This is a genomic window from Pseudomonas sp. PSB11, assembly GCF_014596605.1.
In the GTDB taxonomy this organism is placed as follows: Bacteria; Pseudomonadota; Gammaproteobacteria; order Pseudomonadales; family Pseudomonadaceae; genus Aquipseudomonas; species Aquipseudomonas umsongensis.
Genome location: NZ_NOIO01000008.1, coordinates 126,871 through 143,124, shown reverse-complemented (window position 1 = coordinate 143,124; position 16,254 = coordinate 126,871). Strand labels below are relative to the sequence as shown.

Genomic DNA, 16,254 nt, shown 5'->3' with positions numbered 1-16,254 from the left:
AGCCTCACCCAGAGGGTTTGGGGCTTCACGGCCCTTACAACGAATACTTCTGCAAATTCCCCATCATCTCCTTCAGCGCCTCAATATTGTCCTTCGGATGCGCCGCCCCTTCGAAATCACAAATCTGCTGCCAATGCGCCGCCACGTCTTCCGGGGAGAACCCCACCCGCGGATCGAACCCGGCGCCGAGGCTGCGTTCCCAGCGCACTTTGCCCATCCAGCCGCCGCCGACTTCGAACAGCCCGGAGGTTTCCTGGCAGTTTTCGCTGGCCAGGTACACCACCAGCGGGCTGACCAGTTCCGGTTTGAGTTGTTCGAACACTTGCGGCGGGATCAGGCCTTCGGTCATGCGGGTGCCGCCGGTGGGGGCGATGGCGTTGACCAGGATGTTGTTCTTGCGACCTTCGATGGCCAGGGTGCGGGTCAGGCCGTAGAGGCCGAGTTTGGCCATGCCGTAGTTGGACTGACCGAAGTTGCCGTAGATGCCCGAGGTGGACGCGGTGAAGATCACCCGGCCGTAGTTTTGCTCGCGCAGGTGCGGCCAGGCGGCGCGGGTGACTTTGTAGGCGCCCTCGACGTGGACGCGGTAAACCAGGTCCCAGTCGGCGTCTTCCATTTTGTGGAAGGTCTTGTCGCGCAAGATGCCGGCGTTGTTGACCACCACGTCGACGCGGCCGAAGGCGTCGAGGGCGTGCTGGACGATCTTGTCGCCGTCGGTGACCGAGTCGTGGTTGGCCTCGGCGGTGCCGCCCGCGTCGCGGATTTCGTTGACCACGCGGTCTGCCGCCGAGGCGTTGGCGCCTTCGCCCTGAGTCGAACCGCCGAGGTCGTTGACCAGTACCTTGGCGCCCTGCTTGGCGAACAGCAGTGCATGCGCCCGTCCCAGGCCGCCACCCGCACCAGTGATGATCACGACTTTATCTTCGAAACGCACAGACTCATTCATGGGGAACTCCAGCAGGCCAGGACATTGCCTTGGAGTTTCAGGCACGGCGCTACGGGTCACAATGAACAGGGGGGAGGCTGAATGGTGTGCGATAAGGTAGGGGGATGATGAGCACGAGGCGGCTTGGCGGCCGACCTGTTGTTTGTTGACCGCGTACATATCCATTGCTGCGGTAATGGCCGTATATGGTTTCGCGGCGGGTGAGAACCTGTAGGAGCGAGCATGCTCGCGATGGTAGTCAACGATGACGCGGGGAGCCTGACACCCCCAGGTGCTCTCAGGTTTTTCGCGAGCATGCTCGCTCCTACGGGGGTGAGAGCGCCCGGAAAGGCGGCGCCGTGCTCAAGGGCGCCTTCACCGACGAGCCCTCTCCTACGAACAAGCCACCTTGAGCGGTGGTGAGGCCGTGCAGTCGCGAAACGCCAGGTAGTGCTTGAGCACCTGGCAGGGCGCCTCGATCTGCGGGTAATGACCGATGTCGCTGAGCAGGACCGTGTCCGGGTTGGGTATCAACTCACGGTAGCGCGCAATCATGTGGGCACCGGAGATCGGGTCGACCTCGCCATCGATCACCCGCAGCGGCACCTCGCCGCGCTGCATCGCGCCGACCCAACGCTCGCGCTGCGTTCGCCGCTCGGGGATGTAGGCAATCAATTTATGCATGACCCGTGGCCCGTGATTGCTTTCGACCAGGCTCCAGAAATCGTCCATCTGGCTCTCGCTGGGACGAGTTTGCGGGCCGAAGATCTGACGGAAACTCTTCACCAGGCCATCACGGCTAAAAGCACGGCCGATCATCCATCCCAACGGACTGAGCAGGAGTTTTTGCACCAGCACCGGGCGATGGGTTTCGGGGAACAACCCGCCATTGAGGAATACGCAACTGGCGAGGTCGATGCGCGCTTCGTAATGCCGGGCCAACAGTTCCTGGGCCACGCTGTCGCCGTAGTCATGGGCAAGCAGGTGCAACGGTTGCTCGACGTTGAGATGGGCCAGCAGCGCCTGCTGCAAATCGGCCTGTTCCAGCAAGCTGTACTCGTGATCCACCGGTTTGGCCGAGTCGCCGAATCCGAGCATGTCACAGGCGATTAGCCGATAGCGCTGGGCCAGTGGTTGCCAAAGGTAATGCCAGTCCCAACTGGCGCTGGGGAAGCCATGGATGAGCAACAACGGCTCACCCTGCCCCGCCGTCCAGTAACGGATAGCTTGGCCATGGAACATGAAAGTCTGGCCGCGCTTGCGCCAGACACTCAGGGGAATCTCGGCGAGTTGCATTAGAGTTTGTACCCCGGGTCCAGTTTATCGAGCTTGCGCAGCAACGCCGGCCAGGCCAGCGCTCCGCCCATTCCTTGAGCACTTTTGGTGACACCGGCGATCATTGCCTTGGCACCCGCCAGAATCTGCGGTTCGATGGCAATCAGTTCAGCCCCACCGTTCTGCGCCATGACCTGGATGTCGCAGGCACGTTGAAAGATAAACATCATCAGGAAGGTGTCGGCGATGCTGGGGCCACAGGTCAGCAGACCGTGGTTGTGCAACATCAGGAAATTGTTTTCTCCGAGGTCGGCTTGCAGCCGCGCTTTTTCCTCGTGGTTGAGCGCAACACCTTCGTAGGCGTGATACGCCAGGCTGGAAAGGACAAACAGCGACTGTTGGCTGATCGGCAAAATGCCTTGTCGCTGCGCCGACACCGCCACGCCGGAAGCGGTATGGGTATGCAGCACGCACACGACATCGTGACGAACTTCATGCACCGCGCTATGGATGGTGTACCCCGCCGGATTGATCTCGTAGGGGCTGTCCATCAACTTGTTGCCGGACTGATCGACCTTGACCAGGCTCGACGCAGTAATTTCGTGAAACATCAGACCGTATGGGTTGATCAGGAAATCTTCGGTGCCCGGCACCTTGGCGGAGATGTGCGTGAAAATCAGATCATCCCAGCCATGCTGGGCGACCAGGCGGTAGCAGGCAGCGAGGTCGACGCGGGTCTGCCACTCGGCAGCGCTGACCTGGTCTTTGACACAGGAGGAGGACGACTGGACGGGGGCTACGCTCACGGCAAGGAACCTCGGTTCTTATTATGGAGTGTTTCCAATGACTACCGAGTCTAGTCACCCTCCGGGGTTCGCGTAGTTGCATTGGCAGCCAGCTTGATGGCCGAGCGGGTCAGCGGCCCGAAGAGTTTGGATCCATGGCCTGGCTGCCGGTGCACCAGCGTTACCGATCAACCACGCAGCGCGTCGACCAGTTCCGCCAGCCAGGGCTCGGCATCCGCTTCCGGGGTCACGCTTTCACTGGCGTCCAGGCGCAGCATCGGCAGGATTTCGCGAATGCCCAATTCACCGAACAACTCGCGCATCAGCTCGCCACCGCCGCAAAAAGTATCGCCATAGCTTGCGTCGCCCAGGCCGATGACGGCCCCCGGCAAGCCTCGCCAGGCGGCGGGCAACTGGTCGCGAATCGTCGAGTACAGGGGTTGCAGGTTGTCCGGTAGCTCGCCCATGCCGGTGGTCGACGTTACCGCCAGCAAGGCTTCGGGAGCGAAGGCCTGAATATCGGCGAGGCTTGACCGCGGGTTGTGGAAGGTTTCGAAACCGGCGTTTTTCAACATACTGGCGGCGTGGCGGGCAACTTCTTCAGCCGTGCCGTATACCGAGCCGGAAATGATGGCGACTTTCATCAATCTGATCCTGACACTGAATAAAAGACCGGGATATTAACAGCACGGTCTGCATTGTTCTTTTAGAATCCCACAGACAACCAACAAGGAAGGGTATCACCGATGATCAACGCGAAACTGCTGCAGTTGGCGATCAATGCCTCCAACGACGGTATCGTGATTGCTGAAAAGGAAGGCGATCAAGACAAGATCCTGATTTACGTCAACCCGGCCTTCGAACGCCTGACCGGTTACACCAGCGAAGAAATCCTCTACCAGGATTGCCGCTTCCTGCAGTCGGGCGATCGTGATCAGGAGGCCCTGCCGAAAATTCGTGACGCATTGAAAAGTGAAGGCTCCTGCCGGGAAATCCTGCGCAATTATCGCAAGGATGGCACCCCATTCTGGAACGAGCTGTCGCTTTCTACGGTGAAAAATCCGAACGACGGGCAGGTTTATTTTATCGGAGTGCAAAAGGATGTGACCTTGCAGGTCAAGGCGCAGCAGCGTGTGGCGCTGCTTGAAGCGCAACTGGCAGAAGTCCAGGCAGAGCTTGCTGCACTCAAAGCGACGAACGGCAAAAACTAAACAGCGAATTAATTGTCATTAACTACAATCACCAGTGCTTCTGTAACTAAATTTTTCGAGCCTAACCATGCAACGCGACGCGCTCCTGACCCAGGATGAGCTGGATTTTATCCAGACCATGCAACACAACCCGCAACTGAATGTGCGGGATGCGACGTCGAGTCTGCTCGTTAATGGTGGATCGCAAATCCGTGACCTGCTCACGCGCCTGGCCGCGCATGAACAGGTTACCCTTCAAGCAACCTTCGAAAACCAGCAAATGACCTTCCCCCTGCACTTGGTGGAAGACGAGTTTCATGCCATGCACCTGCGCCTGGGCGTGCCGAGTATTTATGAGGGCGGGCCATCGGTCCGGCCGTGGCGACTGGTGCTCGACGAGCCGGTTGCATTGGAAAACGCCAAAGGCCAACCCGGCACCCTGTGGGTGCACGAAGTATCGTTCAAAGGGGTTTTGCTGGAGATTCGCAACAAGACCAAGGCACCCAAGCACTTCGCCCTGTGGTTCAGCCCCTCAGGCTATGAGCGCATCGCCTTGCGCGGGACACTCGAAAAAGAAACCGAACAGGGTTTCTATGCCTACCAGTTGAGCCAGAACGACCTGGATGAAACCGAGCGCCTGCGTCAATTCATTCTGCAACAGCATCGCCTGACCCATCCAACCCTGCACCTCTGACCTTCAGGTATCCAGGCTGCCGACCAGAAACTGGTTCAGGCGCTGGCCCATCTGCGCACCTTCGTTGCCCAGGCAGCCGATCGATGACCCGGCGAGGTTTTCCTGCGCCAGGTCACACGCATCACCGGCCAGCAGCAAGGGGCAATCCAGGCTCATCGCCAGGCGATTAAGGCGCCGGGGCAAGTCGGGAGTGGGGACGTGATTGGAAACCAGCACCAGCGCCCTTGGCTTGATCCGCTCGCAGACCAGGGTCAGTTCGTCGAACGGTTGACCGGTGGTCAGCACCCGCACCCCCATTTGATCGCTGCCGAGGAACAACGCGGCGATCAGCAACTCAAGTTCGCGACACTCGCCCGCCAAGGCACTGACAATGACTCGCCGGGGATGCCGGTCACGGATCAACAGCAGGCGCTGTACCACCCGTGAGCGCAGAAAACCATCGAGGAACAACCACTCGCTGACCCGGCCAAACGTATCCTGGCGCTGCAGCAATTGCCGCCACAGCGGAAGAATAATGTCCTGGAAAACCACCGGTTGGGAGTAGCTTGAAAAAATCTGCCCGTAGACCTGCTCCAGCCGGATGTCGTCAAACGCACTGACCGCGTCCGCCAGCTGTTGCTGCCACTGTGCGTAATCCGCCTGCACCAGATCGCTGGGGATGATGTGAGCCAATACCTGTAACGGCGCTGCCTTGGCCAGGATCTTGCCGATCTTGCTGACCGCCACACCGCGTTCGATCCAGTTGAGGATGCTGCGGATCCGCTCAATGTCCTGCATCGAATACAGGCGATGCCCGCTTTCGGTACGAGTGGGCACGATCAGGCCATAACGACGTTCCCATGCGCGAAGCGTGACCGGGTTCACACCGGTCAGGCGCGCCACCTCGCGAATCGGGAAAAGCTCTGCCCGTTCCAGGGAGAGCGCGGGCGACACACCCGGGGCAACGTCGGTCAAGACAGGCATTTATTGGCCTACATCCATGTAATAATCGGGGCCCATTCTACCTCCCCTGAACCTCAACTATTCAAGAAATAGATTGTTACCGAGGTCACCGGCCTGGCAGGTAACATCAGCAATAGTACTGACCTGCCCCAAAATACCGCCGCCACCACGGCGCTGCGCCTGCGCAACCGACGACCCGAAACCTGTAGGCTCACGGCTCGTCGCTGGTATAGTTTTGCTCTTACCGCGATGCGAGCCGTTCATGACTTCTTCTGCAGCCCCCATTCTGATCACCGGTGCCGGCCAGCGTGTCGGCCTGCATTGCGCGCAGCGATTGCTCGAGGATGGCCATCGCGTGATTTTCAGTTACCGCAGCGAGCGTCCCGGCGTACAAACCCTGCGCGATTTGGGCGCGATCGGGCTGTTCGCGGATTTCTCCAGCGAAGCCGGGATCGTCACCTTCATCAGTCAACTGAAAACCCACACCGACAGCTTGCGGGCAATCATCCATAACGCTTCCGAATGGCTGGCCGAGACGGCGGACACCGATGCCGCCGCATTCACCCGCATGTTCAACGTGCACATGCTGGCGCCCTACCTAATCAACCTGCATTGCGCCGACCTGCTCGAACGCTCAAGCCCCGCCGACATCGTGCACATCAGCGATGATGTGACCCGCAAGGGCAGCAGCAAGCACATCGGCTACTGCGCCAGCAAAGCCGGGCTCGACAGCCTGACCCTGTCCTTCGCCGCCCGATACGCGCCCGGCATCAAGGTCAACACGATCGCGCCCGCCCTGCTACTGTTCAATGCCGACGACGATACCGCCTATCGCGCCAAGGCGCTGGCCAAATCCGCGCTGGGCATTGAACCTGGCAGCGAAGTGATCTACCAGAGCTTGCGTTATCTGCTCGATAACCCTTATGTCACCGGCACGACCCTGACCGTCAACGGCGGAAGGCACATCAAATAAGTGTCCCGAGGATCTTCCATGACGCTTTCCCTGCATCAGAACTGCCTGTCACAGAGCTATCGCGAGATCCTCATCGGTCTCGGTGAAAACCCCGAGCGCGAAGGCCTGCGTGACACTCCGCTGCGCGCGGCCAAGGCCATGCAGTACCTGTGTCACGGTTACGAGCAAAGTGTCGAGGAAATCATCAACGGCGCCCTGTTCGCCTCCGACAACGATGAAATGGTGATCGTCGACAACATCGAACTCTATTCCCTCTGCGAACATCACCTGCTGCCCTTCATCGGCAAGGCGCATGTGGCTTATATTCCAACGGGCAAGGTGCTGGGTCTGTCGAAGATTGCCCGGCTGGTGGACATGTTCGCCCGTCGCCTGCAGATCCAGGAAAACCTCACCCGGCAAATCGCCGACGCCGTGCAACAGGTAACCGGCGCGGCAGGCGTTGCCGTGGTCATCGAAGCACAGCACATGTGCATGATGATGCGCGGCGTCGAGAAACAGAATTCGACCATGAACACCTCGGTGATGCTCGGCGCCTTCCGCGAGTCGAGCAATACCCGCCAGGAGTTCCTGCAATTGATTGGACGGAGCAAGTAGCAATGCCACAACTTCAACCAGGCATGGCGCGCATCCGGGTCAAGGACCTGTGCCTGCGCACCTACATTGGCATCAACGAAGACGAGATCCTCAACAAGCAGGATGTGTTGATCAACCTGACCATCCTCTATGCAGCCCAGGAAGCGGTGCGCGACAACGATATCGATCACGCGCTGAACTACCGCACCATCACCAAGGCGATCATCGCCCACGTGGAAGGCAATCGCTTTGCCCTGCTCGAACGCCTGACCCAGGAACTGCTGGACCTGGTCATGGCCAACGCGTCGGTGCTGTACGCCGAGGTCGAAGTCGATAAGCCCCACGCCTTGCGATTCGCCGAGTCGGTGTCGATTACGCTTGCAGCGAGCCGCTAGCTACAAGCCTCAAGCAGCAAGCTGTAAACTTCGACTCACCGCCATCCATCTTGCAGCTTGAAGCTGTTGCAGAGAAACCTATGACCGATCAAGAACGCCTTGAGCTCGAAGCCGCCGCCTTCCGCCGGCTGGTGGCCCACCTGGACAGCCGCAAGGATGTGCAGAACATCGACCTGATGAACCTCTCGGGCTTCTGTCGCAACTGCCTGTCCAAGTGGTACAAGGCAGCGGCCGATGAACGCCAGATCGAGGTCAGCCTCGATCAAGCCCGCGAAGTTGTCTACGGCATGCCGTATGCCGAGTGGAAAGCCCAATATCAGCAAGAAGCCAGCGCCGAACAACAAGCGGCGTTCGCCAAAGGAAAACCCAATGAGTGATTTGAACACCCTGCGAGCCAGCCTCAAGAGCGGCGAACACGCTTTCGCCGATACCCTGGCGTTCATTGCCGCCGGCTACGATTACCAGCCCCAGGCCTTCACCAATGGCGGCGTGGAAAACGCCGCCGGGCAGAACGAAGGTTCGTGCAAGACGCTGGGCCTGGCCCTGCTGGAAGGCCTGGGCGATGAAGAAGCGCTGCTGGCGTTCGGCGAGCATTACCGCTCGGTGCTGGCGACGCCTGAGGGCAGCGATCACGGCAATATCCGTGCGTTGATGGTGCATGGCCTGGCCGGTGTGAATTTCGCTCAGCAGCCCCTGACTCGCCGCTGAATCAAAACCCGGTTCTGAACCTGAACCCTGTGGGAGCGAGCCTGCTCGCGATGGACTCAAGAACACCGTGGGGTTTCAGGTAGCCAGCGTTATCGTTGGCGATCATCGCGAGCAAGCTCGCTCCCACAGGGTAGAGATGCAGAGGTTTCACCGTACATCCCGACTTTAAAGATTAACCCGGCGACTTTATTTCGTTTGCCGGGCACCGCTGCTCCCGGCTTAGATAAAAGAATCCCTCCTTCTTCCGAGCCGGTCAGCCATGCGCAGCGAAACCATCAGCCAGTCGATCAATATCGTCCACCCTGTCACGCTCAGCCACGGCAAAAATGCCGAGGTCTGGGACACCGACGGCAAACGTTACATCGACTTTGTCGGCGGCATCGGCGTACTCAATCTCGGTCACTGCCATCCCCCTATCGTCGAAGCCATTCGCGAACAGGCCACCCGGCTGACCCACTACGCCTTCAACGCCGCGCCCCATACCCCCTACGTCGAGCTCATGGATCGCCTGGCGGCGTTCATTCCGGTGGATTATCCGGTCAGCGGCATGCTCACCAACAGCGGCGCCGAAGCGGCGGAAAATGCACTGAAGATTGTCCGTGGCGCGACCGGTCGCACAGCCGTGATTGCCTTCGATGGCGCCTTTCATGGCCGCACGCTGGCCACCCTCAACCTCAACGGCAAGGTTACCCCCTACAAACAGAAAGTCGGCGTGTTGCCGGGGCCGGTGTATCACCTGCCGTTCCCCAGCCGGGACAACGGCGTGACCTGTGTCGAGGCGCTCAAGGCCATGGAGCGCCTGTTCAGCGTCGAGATCGACGTCGAGGACGTGGCCTGCTTTATCGTCGAACCCGTGCAGGGCGAAGCGGGTTTCCTGGCCCTGGATGTCGAGTTCGCCCAGGCGCTGCGCTCGTTTTGCGACGAAAAAGGCATCGTACTGATTGCCGATGAAATCCAGTCTGGTTTTGGCCGCACTGGCCAGCGGTTTGCGTTCTCGCGCCTGGGCATCGAACCGGACCTGATCCTGTTGGGCAAAAGCATTGCCGGCGGCATGCCGCTGGGTGCGGTGGTCGGGCGTAAGTCGCTGCTGGATAACTTGCCCAAGGGTGGGCTTGGCGGTACTTATTCCGGCAACCCGATCGCCTGTGCCGCTGCGCTCGCGACCCTGGATGAAATGACGGACGCCAATCTGCAAGCCTGGGGTTCGCAACAGGAAGAAGCCATTGTCAGTCGCGTTGAAACCTGGCACGCGAACAAGCTGTCGCCGTACCTGGGTCGCCTGACCGGCGTGGGAACGATGCGCGGCATCGAGTTGACCACGGCCTACGGCACACCCGCTTCGGCGCAGTTGACGCAACTGCTGGCCCTGGCCCGGGACGCTGGTTTGTTGCTGATGCCCAGCGGCAAATCGCGACACATCATTCGGCTATTGGCGCCGTTGACCACCGAGGCAGCTGTGCTGGAAGAAGGCCTGGACATTCTCGAGGCATGCCTGCAGAAATTAACCTGAACATACGGTCCTCTGTACGAGCTGCCGAAGGCTGCGATCTTTTGATCTTGCTTTGTATAAGATCAAGATCAAAAGATCGCAGCCTTCGGCAGCTCCTACAGGGGGGCATTTGTGTTGCCCACAAAAAAACCGGCAGAAGCCGGTTTTTTCTTTTCTACAGAATCAAGCGTTCTGCAGGTTGTCCAGGTAACGCTCGGCATCCAGTGCCGCCATGCAACCGGCGCCAGCGGAGGTGATCGCCTGGCGGTAGACGTGGTCAGCCACGTCACCGGCGGCGAAGATGCCTTCGAGGTTGGTCGCAGTGGCGTTGCCGTCACGGCCGCCGTGTACGACCAGGTAGCCGTCTTTCAACGTCAGCTGCCCTTCGAACAACGAAGTGTTCGGGGTGTGACCGATGGCGATGAACACGCCATCGACTTTCACTTCGTCGAAGCTGCCGTCGTTGTTCTTCAGGCGGGCACCGGTCACGCCCATGTTGTCGCCCAGGACTTCGTCCAGGGTCGCGTTCAGCTTCAGGATGATCTTGCCTTCGGCCACGCGAGCGTTGAGCTTGTCGATCAGGATCTTCTCGGCGCGGAAGGTTTCGCGACGATGGATCAGGGTCACGGTGCTGGCGATGTTGGCCAGGTACAGGGCTTCTTCGACAGCGGTGTTACCGCCACCGACCACCGCCACGGGCTTGTTGCGGTAGAAGAAACCGTCGCAGGTCGCGCAGGCCGAAACGCCTTTGCCCATGAACGCTTCTTCCGATGGCAGGCCCAGGTAACGAGCACTGGCGCCGGTGGCAATGATCAGGGCGTCGCAGGTGTAGGTCGCGCTGTCGCCGGTCAGGGTGTAAGGCTTGGCGGCGAAGTCCACGGCATTGATGTGATCGAAAACAATCTCGGTTTCAAAGCGCTCGGCGTGCTCACGCATGCGCTCCATCAACGCCGGGCCGGTCAGGCCGTGGACATCACCCGGCCAGTTGTCGACTTCAGTGGTGGTGGTCAGTTGACCGCCGGCCTGCATGCCGGTGATCAAAAGTGGCTTGAGGTTGGCACGGGCGGCATAGACGGCGGCGCTGTAACCGGCAGGGCCGGAACCGAGAATAATCACTCGCGAATGACGAACTTCAGACATGACCTGCTCCTGTTGACCGGCCGGGAATACCTGGCGCGGAACGCCGGCTGACCGGCGGGAATAAAAAAGGACCATTGAAAGCACTTGGGGAAGGCTTGAACTCGACAGTCCTGTAAAAAGATTGGGTGCAGCGTATCGAGGGGGCGAAGATTAAGGAAATACGGTTTAACAATCCAGCTCATAGGTGGTCTCTATCCCCACAGCGTGTTTCTCAGGACGCCTTTGTTACAGTTAATGTCGATGTCGCTGTCGCGCTTTCGCCGGTCAGGCAAAGCCGGTAAGGTCGGCGCGTTTCCCACTGCCCGGAGCCTGTTATGCCCGCCCCCGTTCTGTCCGGCCCGCAATACTTGCGCGAAGGCCTCAAGCTGGTGCTGAGCCCCAGTTTGCGTTTGTTCGTATTGTTACCGCTGGCAATCAACCTGGTGCTGTTCGTCGGATTGATCTATCTGGCCGGCCATCAGTTCAGCCTGTGGGTCGATACACTGATGCCGTCCCTGCCCGAGTGGCTGAGTTTTCTCAGTTACATCCTGTGGCCGATTTTCGTCGTGCTGGTGGTGTTGATGGTGTTCTTCACCTTCACCATGCTGGCCAACGTCATCGCTGCGCCGTTCAATGGTTTTCTCGCAGAGAAAGTCGAAGTCGTGGTGCGCGGCACCGACGACTTCCCGGCCTTCAGCTGGGGTGAGCTGATCGCCATGATCCCCCGTACCCTCGCACGGGAAATGCGCAAGCTCGGGTATTTCCTGCCCCGGGCGCTCGGCTTGTTCATTCTTTCGTTCATCCCGGTGGTGAACATCATCGCGGCACCTCTGTGGCTGCTGTTCGGCGTGTGGATGATGGCGATCCAGTACATCGACTACCCGGCGGACAACCACAAGCTTGGGTGGAACGAGATGCTCGCCTGGCTGCGCGAAAAGCGCTGGCAGAGCATGAGTTTCGGCGGGAGTGTTTACCTGGTGTTGCTGATCCCGGTGGTCAACATCCTGATGATGCCGGCGGCGGTGGCCGGGGCGACTTTGTTCTGGGTGCGTGAGCGCGGAGCGGAGAATCTGGTGACCCAACGCTAGATCGGTCACAAATCCATCATCTCGTCGTCACAACGCCGACATGGCCTCAGCCGACACTGGGGTCATGACGACAGCCCTGCATATCACCCTGATCACCGAAACCTTCCCTCCGGAAATCAATGGCGTGGCCAATACCCTTGGCCGCCTGTGCGACGGTTTGCGCGCGCGCGGGCACCAGGTGGAGTTGGTGCGACCACGCCAAGGCTGCGATCAATCGACGAGCGGTGACGATGAGTTGTTGCTGTGCCGCGGCTGGCCGCTACCGGGCTATCCCGGATTGCAATGGGGGCAGTCGTCGATGCACAAGCTGCTGCGGCGCTGGAAGCGTCATCGCCCGGATGTGCTGTACATCGCCACCGAGGGTCCTTTGGGATTGTCGGCACTGCGCGCGGCCCGACGCCTGGGTATTTCAGTGGTGAGCGGCTTTCACACCAACTTCCAGCAGTACTCCAGCCAGTATGGATTCGGCATGCTGACTCGGTTGCTGACCCATTACCTGCGTTGGTTCCACAATAGATCGAACCTGACGCTGGTGCCCAGTGTCAGCCAGCGCATGGAGCTGGAACGTCGGCATTTCGAGCGCCTGGCATTGCTGTCCCGCGGCGTCGACAGCCAGCTGTTTCACCCAAGCAAACGCTTGAATGCGCTACGCGAGCAATGGGGGCTGGGCGAGAAGGACATTGCCGTTATCCATGTAGGCCGTTTGGCACCGGAGAAAAACCTCGGTTTGCTCAAACGCTGTTTCGACACGCTCAAGGCTACTTATCCACAGCGCATTCTGAAACTGATCGTGGTGGGCGATGGCCCGCAACGGCAGCTGATGGAAAGCGAGTTACCCGAGGCGATTTTCTGCGGGACGCAACGCGGTGAAGCCCTGGCCAGTCACTATGCGTCCGGGGATGTGTTTTTGTTCCCAAGCCTGACCGAGACCTTCGGCAATGTGGTGCTTGAGGCATTGGCCTCTGGACTGGGGGTGGTGGCTTACGACCAGGCGGCAGCGGCGCAGCATATTCGTCATGGCTACAACGGCGTGCTGGCGATGCCGGGGGATGAAGAGGCATTTTGTGATGCCGCGACGTGGTTGCTGGAGAAGCGCGAAACCTTGCGCTGTGTGCGGCTCAATGCGCGCCAGCATGCCAGTCGGCAGGGGTGGGCGGCGATTATCGAGCAGTTCGAGGGGCAGTTGCGGGGGGCCTGTGTGGGGGAGGTGGTGGTGCCGAATGCACCGACTCTGCCCTGAGATATTGGGTGCCATTCAGTCAATCTTCGCGAGCAGGCCCGCTCCCACAGGTTTTGTGTACAACGCATAACCACTGTGGGAGCGAGCCTGCTCGCGAAAGCATTCTTCCAGTCGCCGCTTAAACCAGCGTCGTCAACGCCTCACGACTGAACGGCAGGATGTCTTCCTCGCGACCGTCACGCACTTTCTGCGCCCAGTCGGGGTCCACCAACAGCGCACGGCCGACCGCCACCAAGTCGAATTCGTCGTTGTTCAGGCGCTCCAGCAGTTTTTCCAGGCTGGCCGGCTGCGCCACCTTGTCGGTGTTGACCATGAACTGCAGGAACTCACCGTCCAGGCCGACGCTGCCTACGGTGATGGTCGGCTTGCCAGTGAGCTTGCGGGTCCAGCCCGCCAGGTTCAGCTCGGAACCGTCGAACTCCGGCTCCCAGAAACGGCGTGTAGAGCAGTGGAAAATGTCCACGCCAGCGTCGGACAACGGCTTGAGAAAGACGCCCAATGCCTCAGGGGTTTGTACCAGGCGCGCGGTGTAGTCCTGCTGCTTCCACTGGGAGAAGCGGAAGATGATCGGGAAGCCTTCGCCGACAGCCGCACGCACGGCCTGAATCAATTCAATGGCGAAACGCGAACGGTTGGCCAGGCTACCGCCGTATTCGTCGGTGCGCTGGTTGCTGCCTTCCCAGAAGAACTGGTCGATCAGGTAGCCGTGGGCACCATGGATTTCCACGCCGTCCATGCCAATGCTCTGGGCATCCTTTGCCGCCTGGGCAAACGCGGCGATCACGTCCTGAATGTCCTGTTTTGTCATACCGTGAACCACGACCTGACCGTCCTTCATTTTTTCCGACGGGCCAAAACCCGGCACGCTGGCGTCCGGCTCGGTGCCAATACGGCGCACACTGCCGACGTGCCACAGTTGCGGAACGATCTTGCCTCCCTCGGCATGCACCGCATCGACGACTTTTTTCCAGCCCGTCAGCGCCGCTTCGCCGTAGAACTGCGGAACGTTGGGGTAGCCGTTGGAAGCCTTGTGCCCGACAGTTGTGCCTTCGGTGATGATCAAGCCCACGCCAGCGGCGGCGCGACGGCGGTAATATTCGATCACTTTGGAATTCGGTACGCCGCCTGGCGAAAACGAGCGGGTCATCGGCGCCATGACGACGCGGGTCGGCAGTTTGAGGGTGCCGACGTGGAACGGTTTGAACAGGGCTTTGACGGGCATGGGAACGCTCCACGGGGATAGACTTTATGACGGCTATAATATGGAGGCTTGCACGCGCTGAACAGCACTATTGATTTGGGTGATTAAACATCAAAAGGGGGGACGTTGTAGGAGCCGGCTTGCTGGCGATGGACTCGAAAACACCGCGTGGTGTCAGGCGATGCGCGTCATCGTTGACGACCATCGCCAGCAAGCCGGCTCCTACGAAGGGATATGTCAGGCCAACGCTTTCTCGATGGCCTGAACAACACTCGGATCATCCGGTGCCGTACGCGGTGAAAACCGCGCCAGCACACGACCATCCTTACCCAGCAGGAATTTTTCGAAGTTCCAGGTGATGTCACCGGGAAACTCGGCGCCCTCGCCCGCCAGCAACTTGTACAGCTGGTGACGCTCGTGACCGTTGACTTCCAGCTTGCTGGACAACGGAAAGGTCACGCCATAGTTGAGGCTGCAGAAGTTCTTTATTTCCTGTTCGGTACCGGGTTCCTGACCGGCAAACTGGTTGCATGGCAAGCCCAGCACGCTGAAGCCTTTACCTTTGTACTGCTGGTAGAGGTTTTCCAGCGCCGCGTACTGTGGCGTCAAGCCACATTTGGAGGCCACGTTGACCACCAGCACGACTTGCCCCTTGAAAGGGGCCAGAGGTAGCTCCTGGCCATCCAGGGCTGTCAAATTAAGTTCGTGAAAAGCACTCATGACGTACTCCAGATTCCCGTGTTCTTCTCGAAACAGCCACTTGGTGGTGTCGCCTGGAACAGCCGCAGACTAAAAAGGCGCCCTCGGGGCGCCTCTCCAGCTATCTGAGCTTAGCGCAGAAATCAGTGGTGATGGCCACCTTCGCCATGGACGTGGCCATGAGCGATTTCTTCCTGGCTGGCATCACGGATGTTGATGATCTTGACCTGGAAATTCAGGCGCTGACCCGCCAATGGGTGGTTGCCGTCTACGGTGACGTCATCGCCGTCCAGATCGCGGATGGTCACGATCTGCATTTGGCCGTCCGGAGCGGAAGCATGGAACTGCATGCCCACTTCCAGCTCGTCGACACCTTCGAACATGCTGCGGCTCAGGGTGCTGACCAGTTCGGCAGCGTACTCGCCATAGGCATCTTCAGGTTCAACGGCTACGGTCAGCTCGTCGCCGACTGCTTTGCCTTCCAGCGCCTTTTCCAGGCCCGGGATGATGTTGCCTGCGCCTTGCAGGTAGACCAGCGGCGCGCCGCCGGCGGAGCTGTCGATGACCTCACCAGCGTCGTTGGTCAGGGTATAGTCGATGGAGACAGCCTTATTGGCGGCGATCAGCATGGGGCGAGACCTTTTGCATAAGAATATAGAAAGACCCAGTTTAGCGAAGCAATCGCCCGAAAGCGAACACAACCCGGACAGACGGGGTGTGACGATCACAGGCTTCCATCAGGACGAGGACGGCCACTGGGTGGCCGAGCTTTCGTGCGGCCATACCCAACACCTGCGCCATCAGCCACCCTGGCAATCACGGGCCTGGGTCATGGACCCTGCGCAGCGCCAGGAAAAAATAGGCCAGCCCTTTGATTGCGGTTGGTGCGCACAAGGCTCGGTTAGCGATAACCTTGGCGACTGAATTTCGGTAGTTGGCCAGTCATAGGTCGGCACCA

At 59.7% G+C, this 16,254-nt stretch carries 20 protein-coding genes and 1 pseudogene; 12 read left to right on the top strand and 9 right to left on the bottom strand.

Features of this window, described 5'->3' with window-relative positions; translation table 11 throughout:
• Window positions 1–34 precede the first annotated feature (34 nt).
• Window positions 35–946, bottom strand: a complete 912-nt coding sequence (locus CGA21_RS12605; protein WP_110746866.1) for an SDR family oxidoreductase — start codon at window positions 944–946, stop codon at window positions 35–37.
• A gap of 222 nt (window positions 947–1,168) precedes the next feature.
• On the opposite strand from CGA21_RS12605, the pseudogene CGA21_RS30235 reads away from it, so the two are divergent.
• A pseudogene (locus CGA21_RS30235) lies at window positions 1,169–1,255 on the top strand (outer membrane lipoprotein carrier protein LolA); the annotation flags it as partial.
• Window positions 1,256–1,318: 63 nt separating this feature from the next.
• Here the strand turns inward: CGA21_RS30235 and CGA21_RS12600 are convergent.
• The 3 genes from CGA21_RS12600 to CGA21_RS12590 form a co-directional block, all read right to left on the bottom strand.
• Window positions 1,319–2,221, bottom strand: coding sequence for an alpha/beta fold hydrolase (locus tag CGA21_RS12600; RefSeq protein ID WP_110746863.1), 903 nt, complete (start codon window positions 2,219–2,221; stop codon window positions 1,319–1,321).
• Window positions 2,221–3,006, bottom strand: a complete 786-nt coding sequence (locus CGA21_RS12595; protein ID WP_033044533.1) for a class II aldolase/adducin family protein — start codon at window positions 3,004–3,006, stop codon at window positions 2,221–2,223. Before CGA21_RS12595 ends, CGA21_RS12600 begins: the two co-directional genes overlap by 1 nt.
• A 167-nt stretch (window positions 3,007–3,173) precedes the next feature.
• Window positions 3,174–3,629 carry a flavodoxin gene (locus CGA21_RS12590; protein WP_188264283.1) on the bottom strand — a complete coding sequence of 152 codons (456 nt, stop codon included), beginning with the start codon at window positions 3,627–3,629 and terminating at the stop codon, window positions 3,174–3,176.
• Window positions 3,630–3,731: 102 nt separating this feature from the next.
• Here CGA21_RS12590 and CGA21_RS12585 point away from each other — a divergent pair, with 102 nt between their 5' ends.
• The gene (locus tag CGA21_RS12585) at window positions 3,732–4,196 is read left to right on the top strand and encodes a PAS domain-containing protein (protein ID WP_110746859.1); all 465 of its coding nucleotides are present in this window, start codon (window positions 3,732–3,734) and stop codon (window positions 4,194–4,196) included.
• 67 nt (window positions 4,197–4,263) lie between these two features.
• Entirely contained in the window at window positions 4,264–4,869 is a 606-nt protein-coding gene (locus CGA21_RS12580) for a hypothetical protein (protein WP_110746857.1), read from the top strand.
• A 3-nt stretch (window positions 4,870–4,872) separates the two neighbouring features.
• Here the strand turns inward: CGA21_RS12580 and CGA21_RS12575 are convergent, their stop codons facing one another.
• Window positions 4,873–5,832, bottom strand: a complete 960-nt coding sequence (locus CGA21_RS12575; protein ID WP_188264282.1) for a MerR family transcriptional regulator — start codon at window positions 5,830–5,832, stop codon at window positions 4,873–4,875.
• 241 nt (window positions 5,833–6,073) lie between these two features.
• Here CGA21_RS12575 and folM point away from each other — a divergent pair, with 241 nt between their 5' ends.
• The 6 genes from folM (at window position 6,074) to CGA21_RS12545 (ending at window position 9,970) form a co-directional block, all read left to right on the top strand.
• Window positions 6,074–6,784 (top strand): dihydromonapterin reductase, encoded by a 711-nt coding sequence (gene folM / locus CGA21_RS12570; protein ID WP_110746853.1) that lies wholly within the window; start codon window positions 6,074–6,076, stop codon window positions 6,782–6,784.
• An 18-nt stretch (window positions 6,785–6,802) separates the two neighbouring features.
• Entirely contained in the window at window positions 6,803–7,378 is a 576-nt protein-coding gene (gene folE, locus CGA21_RS12565; RefSeq protein ID WP_020796673.1) for a GTP cyclohydrolase I FolE, read from the top strand.
• Window positions 7,379–7,380: 2 nt separating this feature from the next.
• Window positions 7,381–7,752: a dihydroneopterin triphosphate 2'-epimerase gene (gene folX, locus CGA21_RS12560; RefSeq protein WP_020796672.1), complete on the top strand. Its 372-nt coding sequence runs from the start codon at window positions 7,381–7,383 to the stop codon at window positions 7,750–7,752.
• An 80-nt stretch (window positions 7,753–7,832) separates the two neighbouring features.
• Window positions 7,833–8,129: a DUF1244 domain-containing protein gene (locus tag CGA21_RS12555; RefSeq protein WP_020796671.1), complete on the top strand. Its 297-nt coding sequence runs from the start codon at window positions 7,833–7,835 to the stop codon at window positions 8,127–8,129.
• The gene (locus CGA21_RS12550) at window positions 8,122–8,460 is read left to right on the top strand and encodes a HopJ type III effector protein (protein ID WP_177411550.1); all 339 of its coding nucleotides are present in this window, start codon (window positions 8,122–8,124) and stop codon (window positions 8,458–8,460) included. The genes CGA21_RS12555 and CGA21_RS12550 overlap by 8 nt, the downstream gene beginning before the upstream one ends.
• A gap of 259 nt (window positions 8,461–8,719) precedes the next feature.
• Window positions 8,720–9,970 carry an aspartate aminotransferase family protein gene (locus CGA21_RS12545; protein ID WP_188264281.1) on the top strand — a complete coding sequence of 417 codons (1,251 nt, stop codon included), beginning with the start codon at window positions 8,720–8,722 and terminating at the stop codon, window positions 9,968–9,970.
• Between the two features lie 162 nt (window positions 9,971–10,132).
• On the opposite strand, the gene trxB is transcribed toward CGA21_RS12545, so the two are convergent.
• On the bottom strand, window positions 10,133–11,089 hold the full coding sequence (trxB, locus tag CGA21_RS12540; RefSeq protein ID WP_033042914.1) for a thioredoxin-disulfide reductase: 957 nt from the start codon (window positions 11,087–11,089) through the stop codon (window positions 10,133–10,135).
• A 314-nt stretch (window positions 11,090–11,403) separates the two neighbouring features.
• Here trxB and cysZ point away from each other — a divergent pair, with 314 nt between their 5' ends.
• Window positions 11,404–12,156 carry a sulfate transporter CysZ gene (gene cysZ, locus CGA21_RS12535; RefSeq protein WP_110746847.1) on the top strand — a complete coding sequence of 251 codons (753 nt, stop codon included), beginning with the start codon at window positions 11,404–11,406 and terminating at the stop codon, window positions 12,154–12,156.
• Window positions 12,157–12,196: 40 nt separating this feature from the next.
• Window positions 12,197–13,396, top strand: coding sequence for a glycosyltransferase family 4 protein (locus CGA21_RS12530; protein WP_188264280.1), 1,200 nt, complete (start codon window positions 12,197–12,199; stop codon window positions 13,394–13,396).
• A gap of 118 nt (window positions 13,397–13,514) precedes the next feature.
• Here the strand turns inward: CGA21_RS12530 and CGA21_RS12525 are convergent, their stop codons facing one another.
• The 3 genes from CGA21_RS12525 to CGA21_RS12515 form a co-directional block, all read right to left on the bottom strand.
• Window positions 13,515–14,618: an NADH:flavin oxidoreductase gene (locus tag CGA21_RS12525; RefSeq protein WP_188264279.1), complete on the bottom strand. Its 1,104-nt coding sequence runs from the start codon at window positions 14,616–14,618 to the stop codon at window positions 13,515–13,517.
• A 216-nt stretch (window positions 14,619–14,834) separates the two neighbouring features.
• A complete protein-coding gene (locus tag CGA21_RS12520; protein WP_110746842.1) occupies window positions 14,835–15,317 on the bottom strand; it encodes a glutathione peroxidase in 483 nt (160 codons plus the stop codon).
• Window positions 15,318–15,439: 122 nt separating this feature from the next.
• The gene (locus CGA21_RS12515; protein ID WP_008054392.1) at window positions 15,440–15,925 is read right to left on the bottom strand and encodes a peptidylprolyl isomerase; all 486 of its coding nucleotides are present in this window, start codon (window positions 15,923–15,925) and stop codon (window positions 15,440–15,442) included.
• On the opposite strand from CGA21_RS12515, the gene CGA21_RS12510 reads away from it, so the two are divergent.
• On the top strand, window positions 15,894–16,220 hold the full coding sequence (locus CGA21_RS12510) for a DUF3565 domain-containing protein (protein WP_110746840.1): 327 nt from the start codon (window positions 15,894–15,896) through the stop codon (window positions 16,218–16,220). The two genes, CGA21_RS12515 and CGA21_RS12510, sit on opposite strands and share 32 nt — an antisense overlap.
• Window positions 16,221–16,254 lie beyond the last annotated feature (34 nt).